This is a genomic window from Sulfurimonas sp. (assembly GCF_034005705.1).
Taxonomy (GTDB): Bacteria; Campylobacterota; Campylobacteria; order Campylobacterales; family Sulfurimonadaceae; genus Sulfurimonas.
Window position 1 is genome coordinate 59,195 of record NZ_JAVEUF010000002.1, and the last position, 20,234, is coordinate 79,428.

Sequence of the window (20,234 nt, forward strand, 5' to 3'; positions counted from 1 at the left end):
TATAAGGAAATACCTATGAAAACACTATACATACTTCTTTTTACAACCCTGTTTTTAGGAGCGAACGATGCCGTTCACGAGTTTGCGCCGAGCAAAGATTGCCAAAAGTGCCACGAACAGATATACAGTGAGTACTACGGCTCAATGCACGCAAACGCTACACCGCAAAAAGACCCTATCCACAACGCTATCTGGAACAAGCAGGTAGCAATGACCAAGACAGAGCAGTACAGCTGCGGCAAATGCCACACACCGGGAGCGGACAATCTAGACAAGATGACGACACCTGGTGAAAAAGCGATGTTTGATGAGCAAAATCCTACTCATCAAGAAGCTATAGGGTGTGCATACTGCCACCGTATAGAGAAGATCGAGGAGCATGCACAGAGCAACACTAACATTATCTCAAAAGACAAAAACAGCTATTACGGCTCCAACAGAAGCTCTCTTGACTCTCCCTACCACAAGATCATAACCGATGAGAACGAGAACTTCAAAAACGGCAACGTCTGCGTGGGATGCCACTCTCACAACGTAAACAAATTTGGTCTGAACCTCTGTTCAAGCAACGTAAACAGCGAGATGAACAGTGCCAACTGTGTTAGCTGCCATATGCCTCAGGTTGATGGAAGCGCATCATCTATAATTGATACAAAAACTCACTCTTTTCACGGTTTTGCGGGCGCTCACTTTCACTCTGAGATGCTGAGCAAATATGTAAATATATCGATACTCAGAAACATAGACCACTTCATAGTCAATGTGGACAACCAGAGCTCTCACGCACTTCTGCTTCACCCTGCCCGTCTGGCTCTCTTAAAGATAAGCGTCACAAGAGATGGACAAACAACTGAGCTTGAAAAAGAGCTGTTTGTCAGAGTTATAGGAAAGGACGGCAAACCATCTATGCCTTGGATGGCTGAGGAAGTCATAAAAGATACGATGATACAGGCAAATGAGAAAAGAGCCGTAAGAAGAGATTTTAAACTTCAAAAAGGCGACAGAGTCGATGTGGTGCTTGGATGGTTCCTTGTAAATCCAAAAGCTCTTGAGAGCCTTGGACTAAAAGATGAGAAAACGGCAAAAGAGTTTAAAGTCTTTAAGAAGCAGAGCTTCACTTTTTAAGTGAGATCTCGCACCCTCTAAACTCAAAATCAAGCTCGCTTGAAGGCTCTTTGTAGAGCAGCGGGCTGTCTAGATCTACATACTTCACGACATCTCTGTATGCAAACGCCAGATAGAGCGCCATATTTATAGAGTATGGTCCCTCAAGCATAGAACCGAGCATACATTTAACACCGCTCTGCCTTGCATACTCCAATATCTCTATGGCTTTTGTAACCCCGCCGCACTTCATAAACTTTATATTTATCATATCGGCACTCTTTGACTCTACTACTTTTTTGGCATCTCGAAGTGTGAAAACTGCTTCATCTGCCAAGATGGGAATGTGCGAGAACTCTGTTATTTTTTTTAGACTCTCCAAGTCAGATGCAACAACAGGCTGTTCTATCAGCTCTATCTTAACATCCAGCATATTGTTTATAAAAAAGTGCGCATCTTCAAAGCTCCAAGCCTGATTTGCATCGACCAATATCTCTGCATTAGGCAGCTCATTTGCAATTTTTCTTATAACATCCACCGCGTGCAAAATATCGCTGCCGACCTTTACTTTTAGTATCTCTTTTCTCTCACTGCAGGCTTTTTTGGCATCTTCCATCATAACGTCTGCAGCATTTAGGCTGATGGTAACATCTGTTTTTATGGGCGTAAAATTCTCTATGCAAAAATACTCCGCCAAACTACGGTTTTCTTGTTCTACATGTAAAGATATAAACGCCATATCAAGCGCGGCTTTTGCACTTGAGCCGATCTTGCACCCACTATGCAGAAGCTCCAACGCCTCTTTGCATGTAGTATCTGAAAACTGCTCTTTTACGCTCTCTATGGAGTGGAGTATATCTTCAATACCCTCACCGGTTATCGCCTTTGTTGCAGGCGCTTCCCCAATGCCGACATGACCATTCTCATTTTCAACATAGACTCTTACAAACTCTACGTCTGAAGTCTCCCGCAGAGCTGTTTTGAATGGAGTTTTTAGCGCTATGTGTTTTACTTGGGTTTTTATTTTTGTTATTTTCATTTGACTACAATATTCACTTTTGCGGAATCCGCCCGTTGTAAGATTTTCAAAAGTTCCCCTGAGACTATTTTCTTTAATATAGTTTAATATGTAACACACTTGTAACTTTTTATTGTTATAATATATTTAAGTTGATACTATTGGTCAGCTTAATGAAAATAAGGAATAGATTATGGCAAATGGAACATTTTATTCTGCTTTAGTTAGATTGTATCATGCAAGTTTTAACAGAGAATCAGATATAAGTGGTGTTGGTTACTGGACATCTCAACTGGCTAGTGGTGCATTGACTTTTTCTGAAGTTGCTGACCAATTTATGGAATCAGAGGAGTTTACTTCACTTTATGGTGATGATGTAAGTGATGAAGAGTTTATATCTCTTTTGTACTCTAACGTACTTAAAAGAGAACCTGATGAGGATGAGCTTTCATATTGGCTTGATACACTTGAAAATGGTGGACTAAAAAGAGATGTACTTCTTAGTTTTTCAGACTCCGATGAGCATGTAGAAACAATTGAGAGTGAACATAGCGATGAACTTCTAAGTGCGCAACAGACAGAACTAGAGCAAATGTCTGATGACGACTCTGATGACGACTCTGATGACGACTCTGATGATGACTCTGATGATAACTCTGATGACGACTCTGATGACGACTCTGATGATGACTCTGATGATGACTCTGATGATGACTCTGATGATAACTCTGATGATGACTCTGATGATGACTCTGATGATAACTCTGATGATGACAGCCAGAACCATTCGGATGAAGATTCTCTAACTCTACTTTATGATGCTGCATTCAATAGATCTGTAGATAATGAAGGTCTTGGTTATTGGATGAGTGAATTAGCAAAATCTAATGTATCCCTAAATGATATTGCAAATCTATTTATTGAATCAGAAGAGTTTCAAGAGCTATACGGAGCAGAAGTATCGGATGATGATTTTGTTGAATCTTTATATCTAAATACTTTAGACAGAGCTAGTGACGCTGATGGTAAAGCTTACTGGTTTGGTCAACTAGCATCCGGTATGGCTAGACATGAGTTACTTACATCTTTCTCTGAGTCTGCCGAACATGCAGATATAGTCTTAATAGGTACACCAGACATAACTGATACTACTATAGTATAAAGTCTAGCTTATTCCCAATCTGCGAAGATTGGGAATAGCTGAATAATAGTGACTGACATCCTTTGTTTCTATTTTTTAATAATTCTTGCTACTGTAGAAGGATTAAGCTCTAAAAAACTTGCTATTTCTGATTGTGTGTACCCATATTCAAAAGCATTTTTGACATTTATATCTCTGTTTATATCTCTGTCTAGTTCAAAAAAAGTCTCTATTCTTTTTTTGAGAACTTTGAGCTTGCCATCTTTTGTTATAAGCTTGGGAGATTTATAGACAATATCTATGGCATCAATATCCAATTCACTGCTGACGTAATCAGCATATTCATCATAAGTCATCTCAAAAATCATAGAGTTATTTAAAAGTTCAAAGTAGTTATGTTTATATTTCCATTGAAAAAATGATTGATATTTATATAAATCTACTTGTTTTACCATACTGGCTTTGACTGGATTTCTCTCTATGTATTTGGCTACTATCCAAAAATGAGCGTCGTCAAACAGGGGGTAGGACTTGTACCTGCCCTGCCAAAGATGACCATTTCTTGTGTATTTCTTATTAAAATATTTTGCATATTTATCGTTTAAAAATTGAATGGCTTTTGATAGGTTGTTTTGTTTGGTTTCTAAAAGAAGATGATAGTGATTTGTCATAAGACAAAATGCGTGCATGATGATCTCATACTCTTTGGTAAGCTTGAGTAATAAATCTAAAAAAAACTCATAATCTTTGGGTTCAAGGTATATAGACCTTCTTTCTACTCCACGATTAATAATATGATAACATCCAGCTTCTTGGTATCGTTCTTTTCTTGGCATTTGATATTGTATTAAAATTTAACTTAAATTAAGTTTTTGCACTAAATAGTGCCTGACACCTTTTTCCCTTTTTCCATAGTTGCTGAGAGAAAGAGAAAAGGAGGAAGAAAGAAAAAATTAAGTTATTGCAAAGAATGGTGCCTAAAGAATGGTGCCTGACACCCTTTTTTGGTTGTAGCAAAAAGGGAGAAAAGTAGAAATAAAAAAGCCCCACCTTTTTAGGGGTGAGGCTTAAAGTTCTAACCTTTTGAGGGGCTAGAGTGTTTTGTTGGATTACGCTACTGTAACGAAACCGTTAGCAATAGTTACATCAGCCATATCAACACCAGTTAGTGTGATAACAACTTCTGCATCAGTAGAGTTTGAACTAAATACTTCTGACTCCATAGTGATTACAGCGTTTCCAGCAACTTCGCTTAAGAATACTTCTAAAACAGCATTGTCGCCATCGTCAGCCAATACACCATCATTGAATGTGAAATCTGTACCGATGTATAGAGTATCTGCACCCAAAAGGTTGAAGTTAGCAATTGTAGATGTAGCAACTGCATCATCAATTAAAAAGATGTCGTCTGCAGCTGTTGCATAGTTTGTTCCAGTTGTTAAAGTTACTGGAGCAGCAAAATCGTTATCTGTAAATGCATCTTGTGCAGCTGTGATAGCATCTTGAAGTTCTGTCATTTCAGTTACAAGAGCTGTTGCAGCATCTAAATCAGCTACAGCTTCAGCTAAATCATCGATATCATCTTGTGCTGTTTCAACACCTGCTTCAGCAGTAGCTAATGCAGTTGTTAAAGGATTTGTTGCAGCAGCAGCAGTGTATGTAGCTACAAGTGCAGCAAAATCAGTTACAGCAGTATCAGCAGCAGTATCAGCAGTTGTAGCAGCAGTTACGGCAGCATCTGCAGCATCGTCAGCAGTTGTAGCAGCATCTAAATCAGCTTGAGTTAGAGCAGCAGCAGCAGTTGAAACAACAAGGTCAGCATCAGCATCTTCTTTTGCTTGAGAAGCAGCAATAAGAGCAGCTACTAGACCGCCAGCATCAGCAACAAGTCCTGCACCTATTTCAACTGCACCAGTAGTGGCATTTAGTTGTAACAGTGTAATAGGAGTACCCGAATCAACAGTTGCTGTAGCCGTTCCATCATCTGCCATAACAATAGTACCAGCATCAACAGTACCACCAGTAGCAAGAACTACCACATCAGCATTTGTCACAGCAGTTGCTAAATTAGTTGCAGCAGTTGTCACAGCTGTTGTGTCAGTAGTCACTTGTGCATCTGCAGTAGTATCAGCAGTTGTAGCAGCAACTAAATCAGCTTGAGTTAGAGCAGCAGCAGCAATAGCAGCATCTAATGTAGCTTGAGCCGTAGTAGCAAGTGCAGCTAAACCAGCAGTTTCTTGAGCAATCTCAGCAGTTGTAGGAGCGTCTACATCAGCAGGCGTTACAACAGTCATACCAGCACCAACAGCTTCTATAGCAGTGGTTGCAGCAGTGTTAAGGTCTAGGTTATTTACTACTTCTAAAGCAGAAGCTGCAGCAGCAGTTGCATCAACCAATGCCTCATCACCAGTCTCTTTTGCTTGACTTGCATTTAAAAGTGCAGTGATACCAGGGTTTGTAGTTTCTGTGATACCAGTAGCTAACTCTAAAAGTCCTGTAGTTGCGTTTTCAACGATAAGACCCGTTACAGTACCATTAGCAGCTACAGTTACAGCAGAAGTATTTGCTGTGTTGTATGCAGCAAGTGCACCAGTTAAAGTAGCTACAATTGTTGAAGTAGATGATACAGCAGCAGTTGCAGCAGTTACAGCATCATTTGCAGAGTTAAGCGTAGCGATAGCAGCTGATAAACCACTTACCGCAGCTACATTTGCCGTAGCAGTTGTTAATGCAGTATTTGCAGTTGTTAAAGCTGTAGCGTTAACAGTTTGTTGGTCAGATAATAATGCAGCTCTTACATTTGTAGAGGCAGTAGTATAATCACCTGTTACAAGATTATCTACAGCAGTTACAGCAGCAGTTTGAGCAGCAGTTACACTAGTAGTTGTAGCAGTTGTAGTTGCATCATCGTCACCATCAGCTGTTACTAAGAATGCAGTTAATGCACTATTAGCAGCTTCTAAATCAGCAAGACCTGTAGTCAACATGAAAGTTGTACCATCAATACTTGCAGCATCAACCGCAGCAATTGCAGTAGTAACCGTTGCAGTGTCATCAGTAACTGCAGCAAGATTTATATCAGTAAGGTTGATATCGTTATCGTAACAGTACTGAGAAACAGCACTCTTGTTATCAACGATAGCTTTGTCTGTTGCATGTACTGCAACACCGTCAACTTCTTCAGTAGCAGCATTTGTAACTGCTTGGATCAATTGTGCAACTGTAACACTTCCTGCTGTTAATTGATCTTCCCAATAAGCAGCACCTTCTACATCTGCAGTTCTGTTAAGTAAACTATATGAAGTATTGACTTTTGTATATCAAATGAGATACAATAATGAATAGAAAAGTCAAGGAGATTGGTTATGAGTAAAAGTATTATGATTCACGCTAGAATTGAGCCGACACTAAAGAGTGAGACTGAGCAGATGTTGAGTGCTTTGGGATTAAACATGACACAAGCCATTACTCTTTTTTTACAACAAGTGAGGCTACAAAAAGGATTACCTTTTGAAGTCAAGCTCCCTTCTGAGCAAACCCTAAAAGCTTTGAATGAGCTAGAAAAAAAAGATGGAAAAACATTTTCAAGTATCGATGATTTGTTCGATGATTTAGAGAACTAATCTATGTTTTCAATCTTTCGTACCAGCAGCTTTAAAGTTGATTTTAAAAAACTAAATAACGATGACAAAGAAAAACTAAAACATATTCTCACGATTCTTGTCAACAACGGAGATTTAGAAGAAAGACATAAAAATCATCAGCTGATTGGAAACTATAAGGGCTCTATGGAGTGCCATATTAAACCAGATTTGCTACTCATCTATAAAATTGATATAGCACTAAATGAGCTTCAACTCGTCCGCATTGGTTCACATTCGCAACTTTTCAAATAACCTTTATCTCACCATAGCACCCCTTACATCTTCATCTGTAGGCTGAATATACCTCATAGTCGTTTTAACATCGCTATGACCTATGAACTTGCTTATTATCTTCGTATTTATCCCTCTGCTTCCCATCTCTGTTATTAGCCCTTGTCTGAAGCTATGGCTTGTGTAGCCCTCTCCTAGAATAGATTTCATCACACCATTTACCTGAGCTATAAATACTATAGGGTTTATTCCTGCATGCCTGTTTTTAGAGCTCCCTTTTACTATCACTCTCTCGCTCTTATCTAGTTCCGCACCATACAATAGTAGCAATTTCTTGAGCTGCTTTTTAAACTCCTCTCCAGCAAAGAGCTTTCTCTCATTTTTAGTTTTAGAGAGAACGAGCTTCGTAGAACCAGCATCTATAAGCTCTGCTAAATTCCTTAAGCACAACTCTTGAACCTCATTGAGTCGTAACCCTGTGAAGTAGAGAATAGTAAATGCAGCAAGTAGATTGCGTTTAGTATGAGGCTTTAATATCTCATCCCCTCTCACTCCTGCCATTAGCTTTTTATACTCCTGCTCCGTGATGTTCTCTTTTATCCGTTTTATGGATTTACTTTTTTTCATCTTCATCCTTATAATCTATGCTTATTTAGAGGCATTTTATAATGTCGCTTTACCGACTAGTTTGAATAAGTGCCTTTTAATCCCTATATTGTGGGAAACCTAATAAACTATGTCCATTTATTAGGTTGTAAAATCCTACATCAGATATAAAGAAGCGGCAAGCGTCTAAGAACGCTGCTGCTCTTTTTTTCTATGTATCATCTCCTCTTTTATAGAGATACTCTTGTAGTTCATTATCATTGGCAGCTGCTCTTAACTTCTTAAGTGCTTTTACTTCGAGCTGTCTTACTCGCTCTTTACTGATATGCAGTACTCTTGATATCTCTCTTAAGCTAAAGGTGCATTCTTGAAGCTGAAGCTCGTCTATTCTTTGATGTATCCTGTCGATATCTGCATGACACTCTAAGAGGAGCTGTAGGATTTGATGTTTTTGTTCTTTGCTCAGTTCTGGCATCTTATCTCCCTCTCTGGAGTGAGAGTTTTGCTACGGCTTTTCTGCACTCTCTTTTTAGTTCTGCTTTGAGGTCTTTAGTTTGCAGCAAGAACTCCAACCCTTCCCTGCTCCACCCTCTAAAGCTTCTCTTTGCCTCTTGAACTAGGTAGAGCAGCTGCGTCTTTGTGAGCTTGTCTCTTTTATCTAGGGTTTGCATAGTTACCTCCTATAACTAAATAGTTCACCACATAGTAGTTTATGACTGAACCAAAGAGCGTCTCTATGGCACGCTTGAGTGCTCTTGTCTCAGCTCTTGCATTCATAAAGTGAAGTCCGCCATTGCCTTTGAGTTCACCAATCTCACATATCCCTACAGCATCTGCTACTTTAATCACTTTGCCATTTTGAACGCTAAGGGTTGCATTGACTTGGGCGAACTGCTCATTTACGATGTTCTTTTGTATCTTCCAGCTATAGCTAAGAGGTAGAGATGTCAGTATCTTTAAGAGTGCATCTCTCTTAGCCTCCCATACGCCATTTATCATTACAAAGTCATTGCTAGATAAAAGCCTAAGAGCCTTTATCTTTGTCTGTTGTACTTTGGTAAAGTCACTATAGCTTCCAGTAACTAGTATCTCTCCAGTATCTGCATCAAACTCTATAATCTCATCTGCTTCTAGGAGCTCTTTAGCACTCATAGCTATCTCCTTTTATAAACTCAAATCTTGTGACTGGATCATCATCGCTGGGTAGGACAAACGTGAAAGTGTTCATCCTATTGGTATCGTTATATCCCAAACTATTAAGGTTATTGATAGTGTTTTCAAATGTAAAATCAAGTTCCTCTGGCACATCAGAGCTAGAAGCCATATATATGCCCACTAAATCACCATCTTCATATGAGGCGGTATACCTCCCATTTTTATCAATAAACACCATCTCCACTTTGTCGCTTTTTTCTACTGTATGTTTTTCACTCATTATGATGCCTTTGTCTCTAATGAGCTAGTTGTCACTGCCGCTAAAGTACTATTCACGGCTACTCTTCGTTTATTGACTCGTAGCTTAGCTGTAGAGGTAGTTTCAACCCTATGTAACCTTGCGTATTGACTCAGGATTTCTAGCTCTTCTTGGGTACTTAACGCTTCGATTACAGCCTCTTCGTCAAGAGCTAGAGTGAAGTACCCTAGTTTTATGAGTGCTTCTTCATCGAGCACTTCAAGAGTAGTTTTAGATTTGGTGGACTCTTTGGTTAATGTTATGCTTGATATTCCAGCACCCTCTAGTTTCTCTATGCCATACTCTGCGAAGAGTTCTGCTCCTGTTGTGAGTGCTATCTCTTTAGCAGACTTGAGCTTCTTCTTTAACTCTTGAAGCTCCTGTATCTCTTCATCTAGGGATGCTACTTTATCGTCAATTGAAGCTATGCTAAAGCCAATATAATCACACTTGCGAGTATAATCCTTCTCTGACTCTAGGATGCTTTTAAACTCATCTCTGAGCCAACTTTTTGTATCTTCTTTTACCTCTTGAACTAGTTGTTCGAACTTATATCTAGTTGTCTTCATCTTTATGCTCCTTTGGGGTTGTCATAGTTTGGATTATTTGCTATAGTGCGGTTGTTTGTTTGGATGAAGCTTGAGCTCTTTATGAAATGAACTCTTGCTCCATCTGCTCTATATCAAACTCTGTTGGTTGTGAGCTATTGTCTCTGAGATACTCTTCATATCCAAAGTCCCATGTAAAACTCTCTTCTAGTGCCTTGTAGTAAAACTCTTTTACCTTTTCCATTTTCTACTCCTTTACCCTACATACTCATAGATATCACTGCCATACTCATAGTAGTTTCCATCCATCTCAAACTCTCTGCCGATACCCTCATAATCAATGTGGTTAGCTATTATGCTTGGAAGCAGGTCTGCTCCGTAGAGCTCTTGCATCACCTCATAAGCGATATCCTCCATCGTTTGGTTTTTATGGACTATGACATCATCTACTTTGGCTATAGCATCCTCTAGGTCTGCGGCTAAGTTTTCATGCAGAAGAAATGCTATGACACTCTGTTTATCGGGCGCTTGCTCCTCTATAATCTGGAGTTTTTCATTGAGAGCGTAGATATCTTCATACTCATCGATATGAAAGAATGCTTCGTTATCGAGCCAGTCATAATCAGTTATAAAGTACTCTTCGTGGTTGTCTGTATGGCATATCGCTTCACCTTCACAAAGTACTTCTGAGAGTGCTTGTGCAAGTTCAAATGGAGCAAGTGGAAGTCGTATCCACTTACCAACTAAATGTCCTTCGTTGTACGCCTGTAGGTCTGTGAGGTATATCTCTAACATTTTTTTTCCTTTGTATTTTTTAATTGATTGGCTGTAACAGCAACGCAGGTTTTTTTCCTCCTTATACTAGAGCTAGGTCTGGGTACGCAAATGAGCGTAGCTATCCCAAACCAGACAACTATTGATGTGACAATAACTCTGTGCTTCAGGATATTTCCCCTTGATGAAGGGCTAGGTGTAAAATTCTTTTTGTGTAAGATGGGGGGAGGGTTATTTGTACTTTTAAGGAAGGAAGTATTCTAAAGCTGGCAGACCAAATGATGCTGTTTTCGTGGATATTTTGAGGATTGTTATTAGTACAAACTAGATGTTAAACTGTAATTTATTATAAAGGGTCTCTTTAGGGTATTTAAGCAGTGTTGTCTTTAGGTATTACACCTAAATTAATTTTTCTTATGTTTTAGGGTATCTTAAGGTTTTCAAATTTGGTAGTTTTATAAGCATAGTCACCTTTTTTATTTACAATACACTATTTCGATATAATAATTGTAATAATTGAAAATGAAGAAGCTATGAAAGAGGATATGACAATATTAATTCAGGCTTAGTTGAATATCCTTACTCGAATATCCCTCGTATAATCCTACAGGAGACTCTAGACTTACTTTATTTTTTATCGCAGTTTGTACATTTCGTAAAAATACTTGACTTTTCTGTTCCACAATGCCTACATATTACTACTTTTTTAGGCTTGTCAGATGAAAGTTTCTCATTCTTAGGGAATGACCTTTTATATACAGATTCTGATTCTTTAATTACCGCAGATTCTTCAACCATATCTACTATAGTTGATATGCTATCATCTACTGTGTCAATAGAAGCCGATAGTACATTAGTAGTGGCAGTAGGCATATCATCCTGTAAATCTATTGATGCCCGCAGAAAACTTATATCTGTATCAGTAAAGTCTTCTTTGAAAGTATCTATATAGATCTTAATATCTTCTGGGTCATCTGATACTGACACCTCGTCTTTATACCATAGTATGTAGTACTGCATATGTGCCACTAACTTTAAATCCGATGGGCACTGTTCACATCTGTAAGCTATATAATCTAGTTCGTCTGATGTAAGGGCTGACAATGCCTTACCTCTCGTAGTTTTATTTAAGTAACCACTTTTAGGTAGATTAAAGTTGTTAATGTGTTCAGATAGACTGGATGTAGGATTAGCAGGATTAAACTCAGCCACATACTTCTTTCTATATGCTCTTTCCTTAGGACTCATTTGTTTTGTTCTTGGACTTTTCTTTTCCATGTTAAGCGGTATATTGAATTTGCTTTAATACTTTTACGAGGAGCTATGAGAGGAAGTTACCAAGTTTCTCTGTTTATAACTCATCACACTAAAACATTTAGTTAAGCCTCCACAAAGGAAGCGTAACTTATAAACAGAAGGCACTTGGTAAAGCCTAACTAAATATTTCGTATATAAAATTATATCAAAACCATTCTTAATCATCACTTATCATACATAGTCATATATAACCATAATAAAAACACTATTTTTTCATATAAATATATTAGCTATCATAAATCTGAAATATAAACTACCAGATAACTCTAGAACACTCCTGTACTACAAGGCTTAGATTAAACTATGGTTAAGAGTGGTTAACTATGTTAAAGAGTGGAGAGAGAGAATGAATTATTAATTATTCTATTTCTCTACCGAGGGTTTATCGTTCCGCGCAACTGCTATCATCTGCACCACTTTCAGAACCTGCTACATTCGCTACGCTCATTACGCAGAACCGTGAAAGCTGGCTTGATGGCAGTTGCTCCGTTACTATAGCTGGGGTGGTTGTTGGTTTTATTTTATCATCATAGTGAAGGAGAGGGCTTAAAGAGTCCAACCGTTACGAACATCCATCGTTAGAGTTATGGTTGTCAAGACCGGTCAGCGGCTTTATGTCGGATACCTGTTTTCAGTGCGGAGCGAAGCGTAGCCTGACAAACAGTGTAACGAAATAAATAGCTGAATCGCCCTTAGGCGATAGTGTCTTTACGGCCATAATCTCTATACGATACACTTGTATGTTCGGTTGGCTCTTCCTCCCTTCACGGTATCTTATGGGGTAGCTTGCAATTTTACACCCAAACTATCAAGCACTTTCATAACAGTCTCAAATCTAGGTTTAGAACCTGGTTGGAATGTTTTGTAGAGGCTTTCTCTACCTAATCCTGTATCTTTAGCTATCTGAGCCATTCCTTTGGCTTTTGCTATATTGCCCATAGCTTCTAAGAGTTCATCTAAGTTACCCTCTGCGAGTACTTGAGAGAGATATTCTGCTATCATCTCTTTACTATCTAGGTACTCTGATACATCAAATGTAGTTAAATTGCTCATCTTTTAGCTCCTCTTTTATCTGTTTTGCTTTGAGTATATCTTTGCTTTGAGTGGACTTATCTCCACCTAGAAGCAGTATGACAATCTCATCATCTCTCTTGGTATAATAGACTCTATATCCAGGTCCCGTAGTAATCCTAAGTTCAAATACTTCATCACCTACAGATTTACTATCTCCAAAGTTACCGCTCTTAATTCTCTCTATTCTACGGATAATTGAAACTTTACCCGACACATCTTTTAGCTTATGTAGCCACTTTGAAAATATTTCTGTCTGTCTTATTAAATACATAAGTTATTGTATCCTTTTAGATACTAAGTTGTCAAGCATTTCACCCCAACAACTTCCCAGCACAAGAGGCTGCATTCATCAGGCTTTCGTTGGAGAGGTGCGAGTATCTTTGAGTTACTGAGGCTGTGGAGTGTCCTAGTAGGGTTTGGACTTCGTAGAGGCTTCTTCCTGCATTTACAAGCGCTGAGGCATAGCTGTGTCTGAGATCGTGGATTCTTACTTCAGGTAGTCCTGCTTTGATTCTTGCTGTGTTCCAGCTGTTAAATATTGTAATATAGGGCTTCTTTGTTTTAGGTGATGTGAAGAGATAAGTGTTTGACTCTTTTGGAATGGACTTATAGAGTTCATAGAGCTTGGGTGTAAGTGGTAGGATTCTCTTTTTACCGTTTTTAGATGTAGGGATAGTCCAGCTCATCTGTACTTCGTCGAAATCTCGCCATCTGGCTTTTAGGACTTCTCCTCTTCTTGCTCCTGTTAAGATGAGCATTTGGATTATGTATTTGAGATGCTTGTTTTCGCTCTCATGGACCGCTATTAGAAGCTTCTTTGCCTCTTTCTTAGTTAAGTATCTCTCTCTTGCGTTGTTCTCTTCAAATGGTTTTACTCCACTAGCAGGGTTCTCTTCTATACCTTCTAGTTCTAACTCTTTTGCTAGGTTGTAGGCATGAGAGATGAAGATAAGGGTTTTATTGGCAGTGGCAGGAGCTAGTTTCTTTTTATGGAGCATATCGGAGTGGAGTTTCATCACTTGGAGTTTTTTTATCTCATTCATAGGAATCTTACCTAGAACTGGGAGAATATGGTTCTTAAATAGAGAGCGGTTTGCCTCAAAGCTCTTGACGTGTTTTTGGACATAGGGAAGATAGTACTCATTGTAGAACTCTTCTAGGGTTGGAGCTTGCTGCTGTGTCTCTGGGGTATCTATGATGACGTCTTTGCCCTCTTCTATGGAGCGTTTTAGTTTGAGGGCCTTGGTTCTAGCAGCATCTGCGTCTAAGAGTGTGGCATCTGCTATCTTGATGGATTTACGAGAGCCATCAGGTGATGTAACTCTGAGATAGAAGGTTTTACGGTTATTGGACTTGACTTCTAACATAAAGCCTTTGAGTTCATTATCGTAATATTCCTGTTTGCTTTTTCCTTCTTCACATTTTGCAGCTCTTACAAATGACTTGGTAATATTTGGCATAAAGACTCCTTTAGGATAATTGTTAATGCAATGATAAGTGAGAAAAAAGGTATCGGCAAGTGGTAAAAGTAAAGAATTTTAGAGAAATTTCAACATATAAGAAAAAGCTATACAAACAAGGCATAGTAAAAAATGCTACCGGCATATAACCGGCAAGAAATTATGTGATAACCGTAAAAATAAAGTTCTTAAAATGCCCTTCTAGCAGTGGTTCTAGTAGTTAAAACCTACCGGCGTATTACCGGCAGAATGTATGAATTTTAAGCTGTTTCTTATGTTTGGATTTAAGATAGAGTTAAGCTGTAGGAAGCTCTAGGATTGACGATAATGGTTTGGGTAATGGTTAGAGTGGGTTTAGGGTTTAGAGTGATTGTAGCAAAAAAGAAGAAGAAAGGAAAAATTAAGAAAAGTTTCAAAATGGTGGCTGACACCCCTTTTTTTAAAAAGAAGATGATAATGATTTGTCATAAGACAAAAAGCGTGTATAGTAATCTCATACTCTTTGGTAAGTTTGAGCAATAAATCTAAAAAGAACTCATAATCTTCTGGTTCCAAATAGATAGATCTTCGCTCTACTCCGCGGTTGATGATATGATAGTGTCCTGGTTCTTGGTATCGTTCTTTTCTTGGCATGTGGTATTGTAGTATAATTATATTTAATTTTATATTAAGTTTTATTCCTATTTAGGTGCCTGACACCTTTTTTTGTTACATGTAAAGAGAGTAGAACGAAAAAAGCCCCACCCTCTTTCGGAGGAGTGAGGCTTAAAGCTTTTGGCTTTTAAGAAATTGATAATCTAGGATTATGCGATTTCTAAAATTACAGTGTGATTGTACCGTAATCAGAGTTGAATGAAGCATTAGTTAAATCTACACCAACAATTTCAATAACTAAATCCTCACCATTTGTAAATGATGTAGAGTTTGTATCACTATCAACCACAACATATGAGTTACCATTAAACGAGAACCATACAGCTTCACCTGTACCTGCTTCTAGTATAGCAGCATTTGCAAAATCACTAAAGCTTGCAGTTGATTGATTTAATGACGCAGCTAGCTTAGTGAAGTCACCAATTGCTCCGATTGCTTGATCAGCAACACCGTGAACTGCAGAGTTGTCTCCATTAGAATCATCATTAAAGAACGCAAATTGAATTATATCTCCAGCTTTGAAATCCTTAATACTTGCATATGTATTAGTTTCTTTAGTACCTGTAGTAGCTGCAGTTGCACCAAGAATGAATAAGTCATTACCTTCTCCACCAGTCAATGAAGCACCATTTGTACCAGAGATAATAATATCATTACCTGCACCACCATCAATAACATCAGCTTTAGCTGTTGCTCCTGTTGAAGCAGTAATCTTATCTGCACCAGCTCCACCAGTTATTGTCATAGCAACTGAACCATTAGCTTTTACTTCTAATCCACCATCAGTCATATCAGAGGCATCTATTGTAACAAGTTTAGTTGTAGCTGCATCTAAAGTTAAAGTTAGCCCTGCAGTACCATCAATATTTAATGTAGTAGCAGTATTAGCTTTAAATGTTAATGTATGAGTTGCATCATTATCATCAATGTCATCATCATTTGCATCTGTATATACATCTGTTACAGTTAAGTTAACAGTCTCAATATCAGCAGCAGTTAAAGTAGCAGCAGCGATTGTTTGCTCATTTGTAACTTCTAAGTTAAGAACATCAGCTGTACCTAAAGTAGCATCATCTGCATCTTTTATAACAGTTGTTAAACCATCAGCAATAGCTGCGTTAACAATAACAATAGCATTATTTGCAAGATTATTAAGTGTTAATACGTCAGTACCAGAGTTTGTAATACCAGCTACAGTTACATAATCATCAAACCCTAAATTAGCAACATCAATAGCTTGAGTTCCTGTTGCACCAGTAATCTCTAATCTTTCAAAGCTGTTTAGTTTAGCTGCAAAAGTTGTTGCACCTGAAAGTGCTGAAGTTAGAATACTTGCTGCATCAATAGAAAGTGTATCTGTACCATCACCACCTTTTAATTCAGATGTAGGAACTACTACAGAACCTCCACCTAAAGTCAGTTTATCATCACCTGCACCAAGATCAATTGCTTTAGTTATTGCTGTACCAGCATTACTTACAGTAACATTATCAACTCCAGCACCACCTGTATATGTTGCTTGAGTACCAACGATAGTAACTGTTACTGTTCCAGTAGTCCCTGTTGTAGTTACAGACTCTAACGCTGTTAAAGTAGCACTTGTTAAATTAAGTCCTGCTGTTTCAGTTACCGTAATAGTTTCTACAGCAGCTAAGCTACCACTTGATGTCAATGTACCAGTACCAGATACATTAAGAGTAGTTGTTGTTGCAGCTGCAACTACACCTGAGTTATCTCCAATAGAATTTACATTTAAAGTCACTGGCTGTGCCGTAAATGTTACCGCACCTGTTACATTTTCTACATTTAATGTTACTGTATCAGCAGTATCAGACACTGTGAATGCTCCACCATTAGACAAGTTGATAGTTTCTAGAGCAGAAGCTGTACCAGTAATAGCTGAACCTGCACCATAGCTATCAATTGTAACCGTCGTAAGAGCCGCAGCTGTAGTACCAGCAGCAATTGTAACAACACCAGCAGTAATTCCCATTACACCACCAGCTAAAGTTGCATCATTAGCTTTACCTTGAGTTGTTGTAGGAATTGGAGCAACTGAATTTGTAGATGTATTTGTTAAATAGAAATCTATATCCGTTGCAGTATTGTTTGCAGTATTACTTGTGAATACTACAGTATCACCACTTGCAGAACCTGTTGTCCAATTTGAAATTACACCTGTATATTCTGCTTTTGTTAAAGCAACAGAACCTTGAGTATCACCTGCAGGTACTGTAGTTCCATGTGCTGCATCATTAATTAAGTTAGCAAATGCTTGTGCTACTTCCTCAGCTGTCATATCTTCAAGAGCTGTTACAGTAAATTCTGTTGCATCAATTATATTATTAGATGTTGTTTCAATAGTTAATTTGTCATTAGCTTTTAAAGCTCCAAATTTAACACTTACTGTTTCAGTTACTGCACCTGTTGTATTCGCTGCATTTACAGCTGTAACCGCAGCATCTTGTGTAATTGTAATGTCTGTTGTATTATCAGTTGTATTAACTGTTATACTACCTTGATCAGTAGTACCAGCTGAACTATCTGTAGCAGCAGCAGAATCATCACTTGTAGCTATTTGTGTAATATTAACAGATGTTCCACCATACACTACTATATCTTCTAAGTCAAGAGAAGCTGCAGCAGCGTACGCTTTACCTGTAGAAGTAATATCAACTGTACCAGTTGCAGCAGTTGCAGCAGCAGCACCAACATTAATTCCTAAAGTAGCAGTAGCTGTTGTATCAGAATCTGTAGCAGTAATAGTTACATTTTTAGCATTGTTTATCTGAATACCTGAAGTAGTAGCATCAGCCAACTTTTGTGTAACTACTACATCTTCACCACCATCAATAGTTGTTTTTTGAGTAACACCTGAAACATTAATATCTTGTGTACTACTTAATTTTACATTAATATCTTTTGCTTTTGTAACATTAACAGTATTTAATCCAGAGATAGCTGAAAAGTCAACTGCTGAAGCTGCATTAGCAGTAGCACCAATATCTTCAACAGCTTTAATGTTGATTGTCTCAATATTAGAAATTGATCCAATACTTAAATCAACTACATCGTTTCCTGCAGTAGATATACTGTTTATAGTTAATGTATCATTACCAGCGCCACCATCTAGTGTATCAAGTGCTGTCCAAGTTGAGTTATTATTTGTACCATCATCATCAAGTACAGCCGTATAAGTATCATTACCAGCACCACCAGTAAATGTTGGAGCATTATCGATACCTGTAGTTAACATTCCAGTGCCACTAATCTAAAAAAAGAGTGATTTTAGCTCTTTTTTACATCTATAAAGCCCTTAAATACGAGGATATGAAAGTTTTATACTCTCTTAGTAATTTTTAGCTTAATTTTTTTGCTGGCATATAGCTGGCAGATAATGAATTAAAAAATGAATGAATGGCACTCTATGAAGCTCTATACTAAGGGAAATTGTACTGAAAAATTGGCTGGCATATTGTTGGCAAGATGGTGTGTTTTTAAGCTAGTTGAAAGGTGTTTAAAAATGTATTTGAGATGATTTAGAGGTTAATTTTGGTATAATAATCACTATTTAAAACTCTACAAATTAAGAAAGGGATATAGTGCAATTAAAGAAGTTACCTATTGGTATTCAAACTTTTAGCGATATAAGAAAAGATGATTATGTCTATGTTGATAAAACAGATATAGCATTTAATCTTATTGAAAGTTATCGTTATGCGTTTCTTGCACGCCCTAGAAGATTTGGAAAGTCTTTATTCCTAGATACACTTAGAAACATCTTTGAAGCTAAAAAAGAGCTATTCAAAGGCTTAGCTATTGAAGATAAATGGGATTGGGATGTTAGCTATCCTGTAATTACTATTAGCTTTGCTAATGGTAGAATAGATAGTAGAGAACAACTAGATAAAAAAATCATATCTATTTTAGAAGAAAATCAACACTCTCTTGGTATAGAATGTAAAGATATAGACTCTACTGATATTTGTTTCAGAGACCTTATTATTAAAGCAAGACAAAAATATAATCAAAATGTAGTAATCTTAGTAGATGAATACGACAAGCCAATCTTAGATAATATTGATGAACCTACAATTGCAAAAAGTGTTAGAGATGGATTAGTTAATCTTTATAGCGTTATAAAAGGAAGTGATGAGTATATCAAGTTTGCCTTTCTTACAGGGGTTAGTAAATTTACTAAGACTTCATTATTTAGTGGGCTTAATAACTTGAAAGACATTAGCTTACAAAAACAATATGGAGATATTTGTGGCTACTCTCAAAACGATGTAGAAACAACATTTAAGCCTTATTTAGATGGTGTTGATATGCAAGAATTAAAAAGCTGGTACAATGGCTACAACTTCTTAGGAAGTGATATGTACAATCCTTTTGATATATTGTTGTTTATAGACAATGACTTTCAATATAGCAACTATTGGTTTTCAACTGGAACTCCTACATTCTTAATGAAGCTTATAGAAAAAAACAACTACTTCTTACCTAATCTAACTAATATAAAAGTAGATGAAAAAATACTTGATAGTTTTGATATAGATAATCTTGATTTAGAAGTGATACTGTATCAAAGTGGATACTTAACAATTGATAAAGTCACAAACCAAGCAAGAGGTGGATTGCTTTATCATCTTAAAGTTCCAAATAAAGAGGTAGCACAATCGTTGAGTGATCATATCATTGATTTTATTACATCCACTGATACAACTAAAAGACTTAATATCCAAAACACTATTTATCAAGCACTAGAAGATGCAGATATAAAGCAGTTTGAGTCTTCTATCACTTCAATGTTTGCAACAATTCCCCACCAAAACTACACAAGCAGTAAAATAGCTCAATATGAGGGGTTTTATGCAAGTGTAATCTTTATCTATTTACAATCATTAGGATTCCAAATTATAGGTGAAGATGCAAAGAGTGAAGGTAGAATAGATTTAACTATCATTACAGATAAGAATATCTATATAATAGAATTTAAAGTTGATGGCAAAGGAGATGCACTACAGCAGATAAAAGATAACAATTATGCTTTGGGATATACAAATCAAAATAAAGATATCTATTTAGTTGGTATAGACTTTGATACGAACAAACGAAATGTATCTAAGTTTGAGTGGGAAAAATACCAGTCATAACTATTAGTCTTATTACGATCTTTAAAATTTCATTGTTTGATTTAAAAGAAAAAA

The 20,234-nt window shown here is 37.4% G+C and carries 22 protein-coding genes; 5 read left to right on the forward strand and 17 right to left on the reverse strand.

Features of this window, described 5'->3' with window-relative positions; genetic code table 11:
* Positions 1-15 precede the first annotated feature (15 nt).
* On the forward strand, positions 16-1,125 hold the full coding sequence (locus RBR61_RS01765; RefSeq protein ID WP_320341788.1) for a multiheme c-type cytochrome: 1,110 nt from the start codon (positions 16-18) through the stop codon (positions 1,123-1,125).
* On the opposite strand, the gene RBR61_RS01770 is transcribed toward RBR61_RS01765, so the two are convergent.
* Positions 1,115-2,143, reverse strand: a complete 1,029-nt coding sequence (locus tag RBR61_RS01770) for a dipeptide epimerase (RefSeq protein WP_320341789.1) — start codon at positions 2,141-2,143, stop codon at positions 1,115-1,117. The two genes, RBR61_RS01765 and RBR61_RS01770, sit on opposite strands and share 11 nt — an antisense overlap.
* Positions 2,144-2,315: 172 nt before the next feature.
* Here RBR61_RS01770 and RBR61_RS01775 point away from each other — a divergent pair, with 172 nt between their 5' ends.
* The gene (locus RBR61_RS01775; protein WP_320341790.1) at positions 2,316-3,284 is read left to right on the forward strand and encodes a DUF4214 domain-containing protein; all 969 of its coding nucleotides are present in this window, start codon (positions 2,316-2,318) and stop codon (positions 3,282-3,284) included.
* 68 nt (positions 3,285-3,352) lie between these two features.
* Here the strand turns inward: RBR61_RS01775 and RBR61_RS01780 are convergent, their stop codons facing one another.
* Entirely contained in the window at positions 3,353-4,099 is a 747-nt protein-coding gene (locus tag RBR61_RS01780) for a transposase (RefSeq protein ID WP_320341791.1), read from the reverse strand.
* A 273-nt stretch (positions 4,100-4,372) separates the two neighbouring features.
* Positions 4,373-6,475, reverse strand: a complete 2,103-nt coding sequence (locus RBR61_RS01785) for a hypothetical protein (RefSeq protein WP_320341792.1) — start codon at positions 6,473-6,475, stop codon at positions 4,373-4,375.
* Positions 6,476-6,628: 153 nt separating this feature from the next.
* Here RBR61_RS01785 and RBR61_RS01790 point away from each other — a divergent pair, with 153 nt between their 5' ends.
* Both RBR61_RS01790 and RBR61_RS01795 read left to right on the forward strand, forming a co-directional pair.
* Positions 6,629-6,886 (forward strand): type II toxin-antitoxin system RelB/DinJ family antitoxin, encoded by a 258-nt coding sequence (locus RBR61_RS01790; protein WP_320341793.1) that lies wholly within the window; start codon positions 6,629-6,631, stop codon positions 6,884-6,886.
* A gap of 3 nt (positions 6,887-6,889) precedes the next feature.
* Positions 6,890-7,159: a type II toxin-antitoxin system YafQ family toxin gene (locus tag RBR61_RS01795; protein ID WP_320341794.1), complete on the forward strand. Its 270-nt coding sequence runs from the start codon at positions 6,890-6,892 to the stop codon at positions 7,157-7,159.
* Between the two features lie 3 nt (positions 7,160-7,162).
* On the opposite strand, the gene RBR61_RS01800 is transcribed toward RBR61_RS01795, so the two are convergent.
* The 14 genes from RBR61_RS01800 to RBR61_RS01865 all read right to left on the reverse strand — a co-directional run bounded on the left by RBR61_RS01800 (position 7,163) and on the right by RBR61_RS01865 (position 18,280).
* Entirely contained in the window at positions 7,163-7,765 is a 603-nt protein-coding gene (locus tag RBR61_RS01800) for a site-specific integrase (RefSeq protein ID WP_320341795.1), read from the reverse strand.
* A gap of 190 nt (positions 7,766-7,955) precedes the next feature.
* Positions 7,956-8,219, reverse strand: coding sequence for a sigma factor-like helix-turn-helix DNA-binding protein (locus tag RBR61_RS01805; RefSeq protein ID WP_320341796.1), 264 nt, complete (start codon positions 8,217-8,219; stop codon positions 7,956-7,958).
* 1 nt (position 8,220) lies between these two features.
* On the reverse strand, positions 8,221-8,415 hold the full coding sequence (locus RBR61_RS01810) for a hypothetical protein (protein WP_320341797.1): 195 nt from the start codon (positions 8,413-8,415) through the stop codon (positions 8,221-8,223).
* The gene (locus RBR61_RS01815; protein ID WP_320341798.1) at positions 8,399-8,896 is read right to left on the reverse strand and encodes a hypothetical protein; all 498 of its coding nucleotides are present in this window, start codon (positions 8,894-8,896) and stop codon (positions 8,399-8,401) included. The genes RBR61_RS01810 and RBR61_RS01815 overlap by 17 nt, the downstream gene beginning before the upstream one ends.
* Complete coding sequence (locus tag RBR61_RS01820) at positions 8,886-9,179, reverse strand: hypothetical protein (protein WP_320341799.1); 294 nt, start codon at positions 9,177-9,179, stop codon at positions 8,886-8,888. The genes RBR61_RS01815 and RBR61_RS01820 overlap by 11 nt, the downstream gene beginning before the upstream one ends.
* Complete coding sequence (locus RBR61_RS01825) at positions 9,179-9,766, reverse strand: siphovirus Gp157 family protein (RefSeq protein WP_320341800.1); 588 nt, start codon at positions 9,764-9,766, stop codon at positions 9,179-9,181. Before RBR61_RS01825 ends, RBR61_RS01820 begins: the two co-directional genes overlap by 1 nt.
* Positions 9,767-9,845: 79 nt before the next feature.
* Positions 9,846-9,989 carry a hypothetical protein gene (locus RBR61_RS01830; RefSeq protein WP_320341801.1) on the reverse strand — a complete coding sequence of 48 codons (144 nt, stop codon included), beginning with the start codon at positions 9,987-9,989 and terminating at the stop codon, positions 9,846-9,848.
* Positions 9,990-10,000: 11 nt separating this feature from the next.
* Entirely contained in the window at positions 10,001-10,540 is a 540-nt protein-coding gene (locus RBR61_RS01835; protein ID WP_320341802.1) for an antirestriction protein ArdA, read from the reverse strand.
* A 606-nt stretch (positions 10,541-11,146) separates the two neighbouring features.
* A complete protein-coding gene (locus RBR61_RS01840; protein WP_320341803.1) occupies positions 11,147-11,797 on the reverse strand; it encodes a hypothetical protein in 651 nt (216 codons plus the stop codon).
* A gap of 813 nt (positions 11,798-12,610) precedes the next feature.
* Positions 12,611-12,889: an addiction module antidote protein gene (locus RBR61_RS01845; RefSeq protein ID WP_320341804.1), complete on the reverse strand. Its 279-nt coding sequence runs from the start codon at positions 12,887-12,889 to the stop codon at positions 12,611-12,613.
* Entirely contained in the window at positions 12,867-13,181 is a 315-nt protein-coding gene (locus tag RBR61_RS01850) for a type II toxin-antitoxin system RelE/ParE family toxin (protein ID WP_320341805.1), read from the reverse strand. Before RBR61_RS01850 ends, RBR61_RS01845 begins: the two co-directional genes overlap by 23 nt.
* A 40-nt stretch (positions 13,182-13,221) precedes the next feature.
* A complete protein-coding gene (locus RBR61_RS01855; protein ID WP_320341806.1) occupies positions 13,222-14,370 on the reverse strand; it encodes a site-specific integrase in 1,149 nt (382 codons plus the stop codon).
* 354 nt (positions 14,371-14,724) lie between these two features.
* The gene (locus RBR61_RS01860; RefSeq protein ID WP_320341807.1) at positions 14,725-15,003 is read right to left on the reverse strand and encodes a transposase; all 279 of its coding nucleotides are present in this window, start codon (positions 15,001-15,003) and stop codon (positions 14,725-14,727) included.
* A gap of 187 nt (positions 15,004-15,190) precedes the next feature.
* A complete protein-coding gene (locus RBR61_RS01865; RefSeq protein WP_320341808.1) occupies positions 15,191-18,280 on the reverse strand; it encodes a hypothetical protein in 3,090 nt (1,029 codons plus the stop codon).
* A gap of 346 nt (positions 18,281-18,626) precedes the next feature.
* On the opposite strand from RBR61_RS01865, the gene RBR61_RS01870 reads away from it, so the two are divergent.
* Entirely contained in the window at positions 18,627-20,180 is a 1,554-nt protein-coding gene (locus RBR61_RS01870) for an AAA family ATPase (RefSeq protein ID WP_320341809.1), read from the forward strand.
* Positions 20,181-20,234 lie beyond the last annotated feature (54 nt).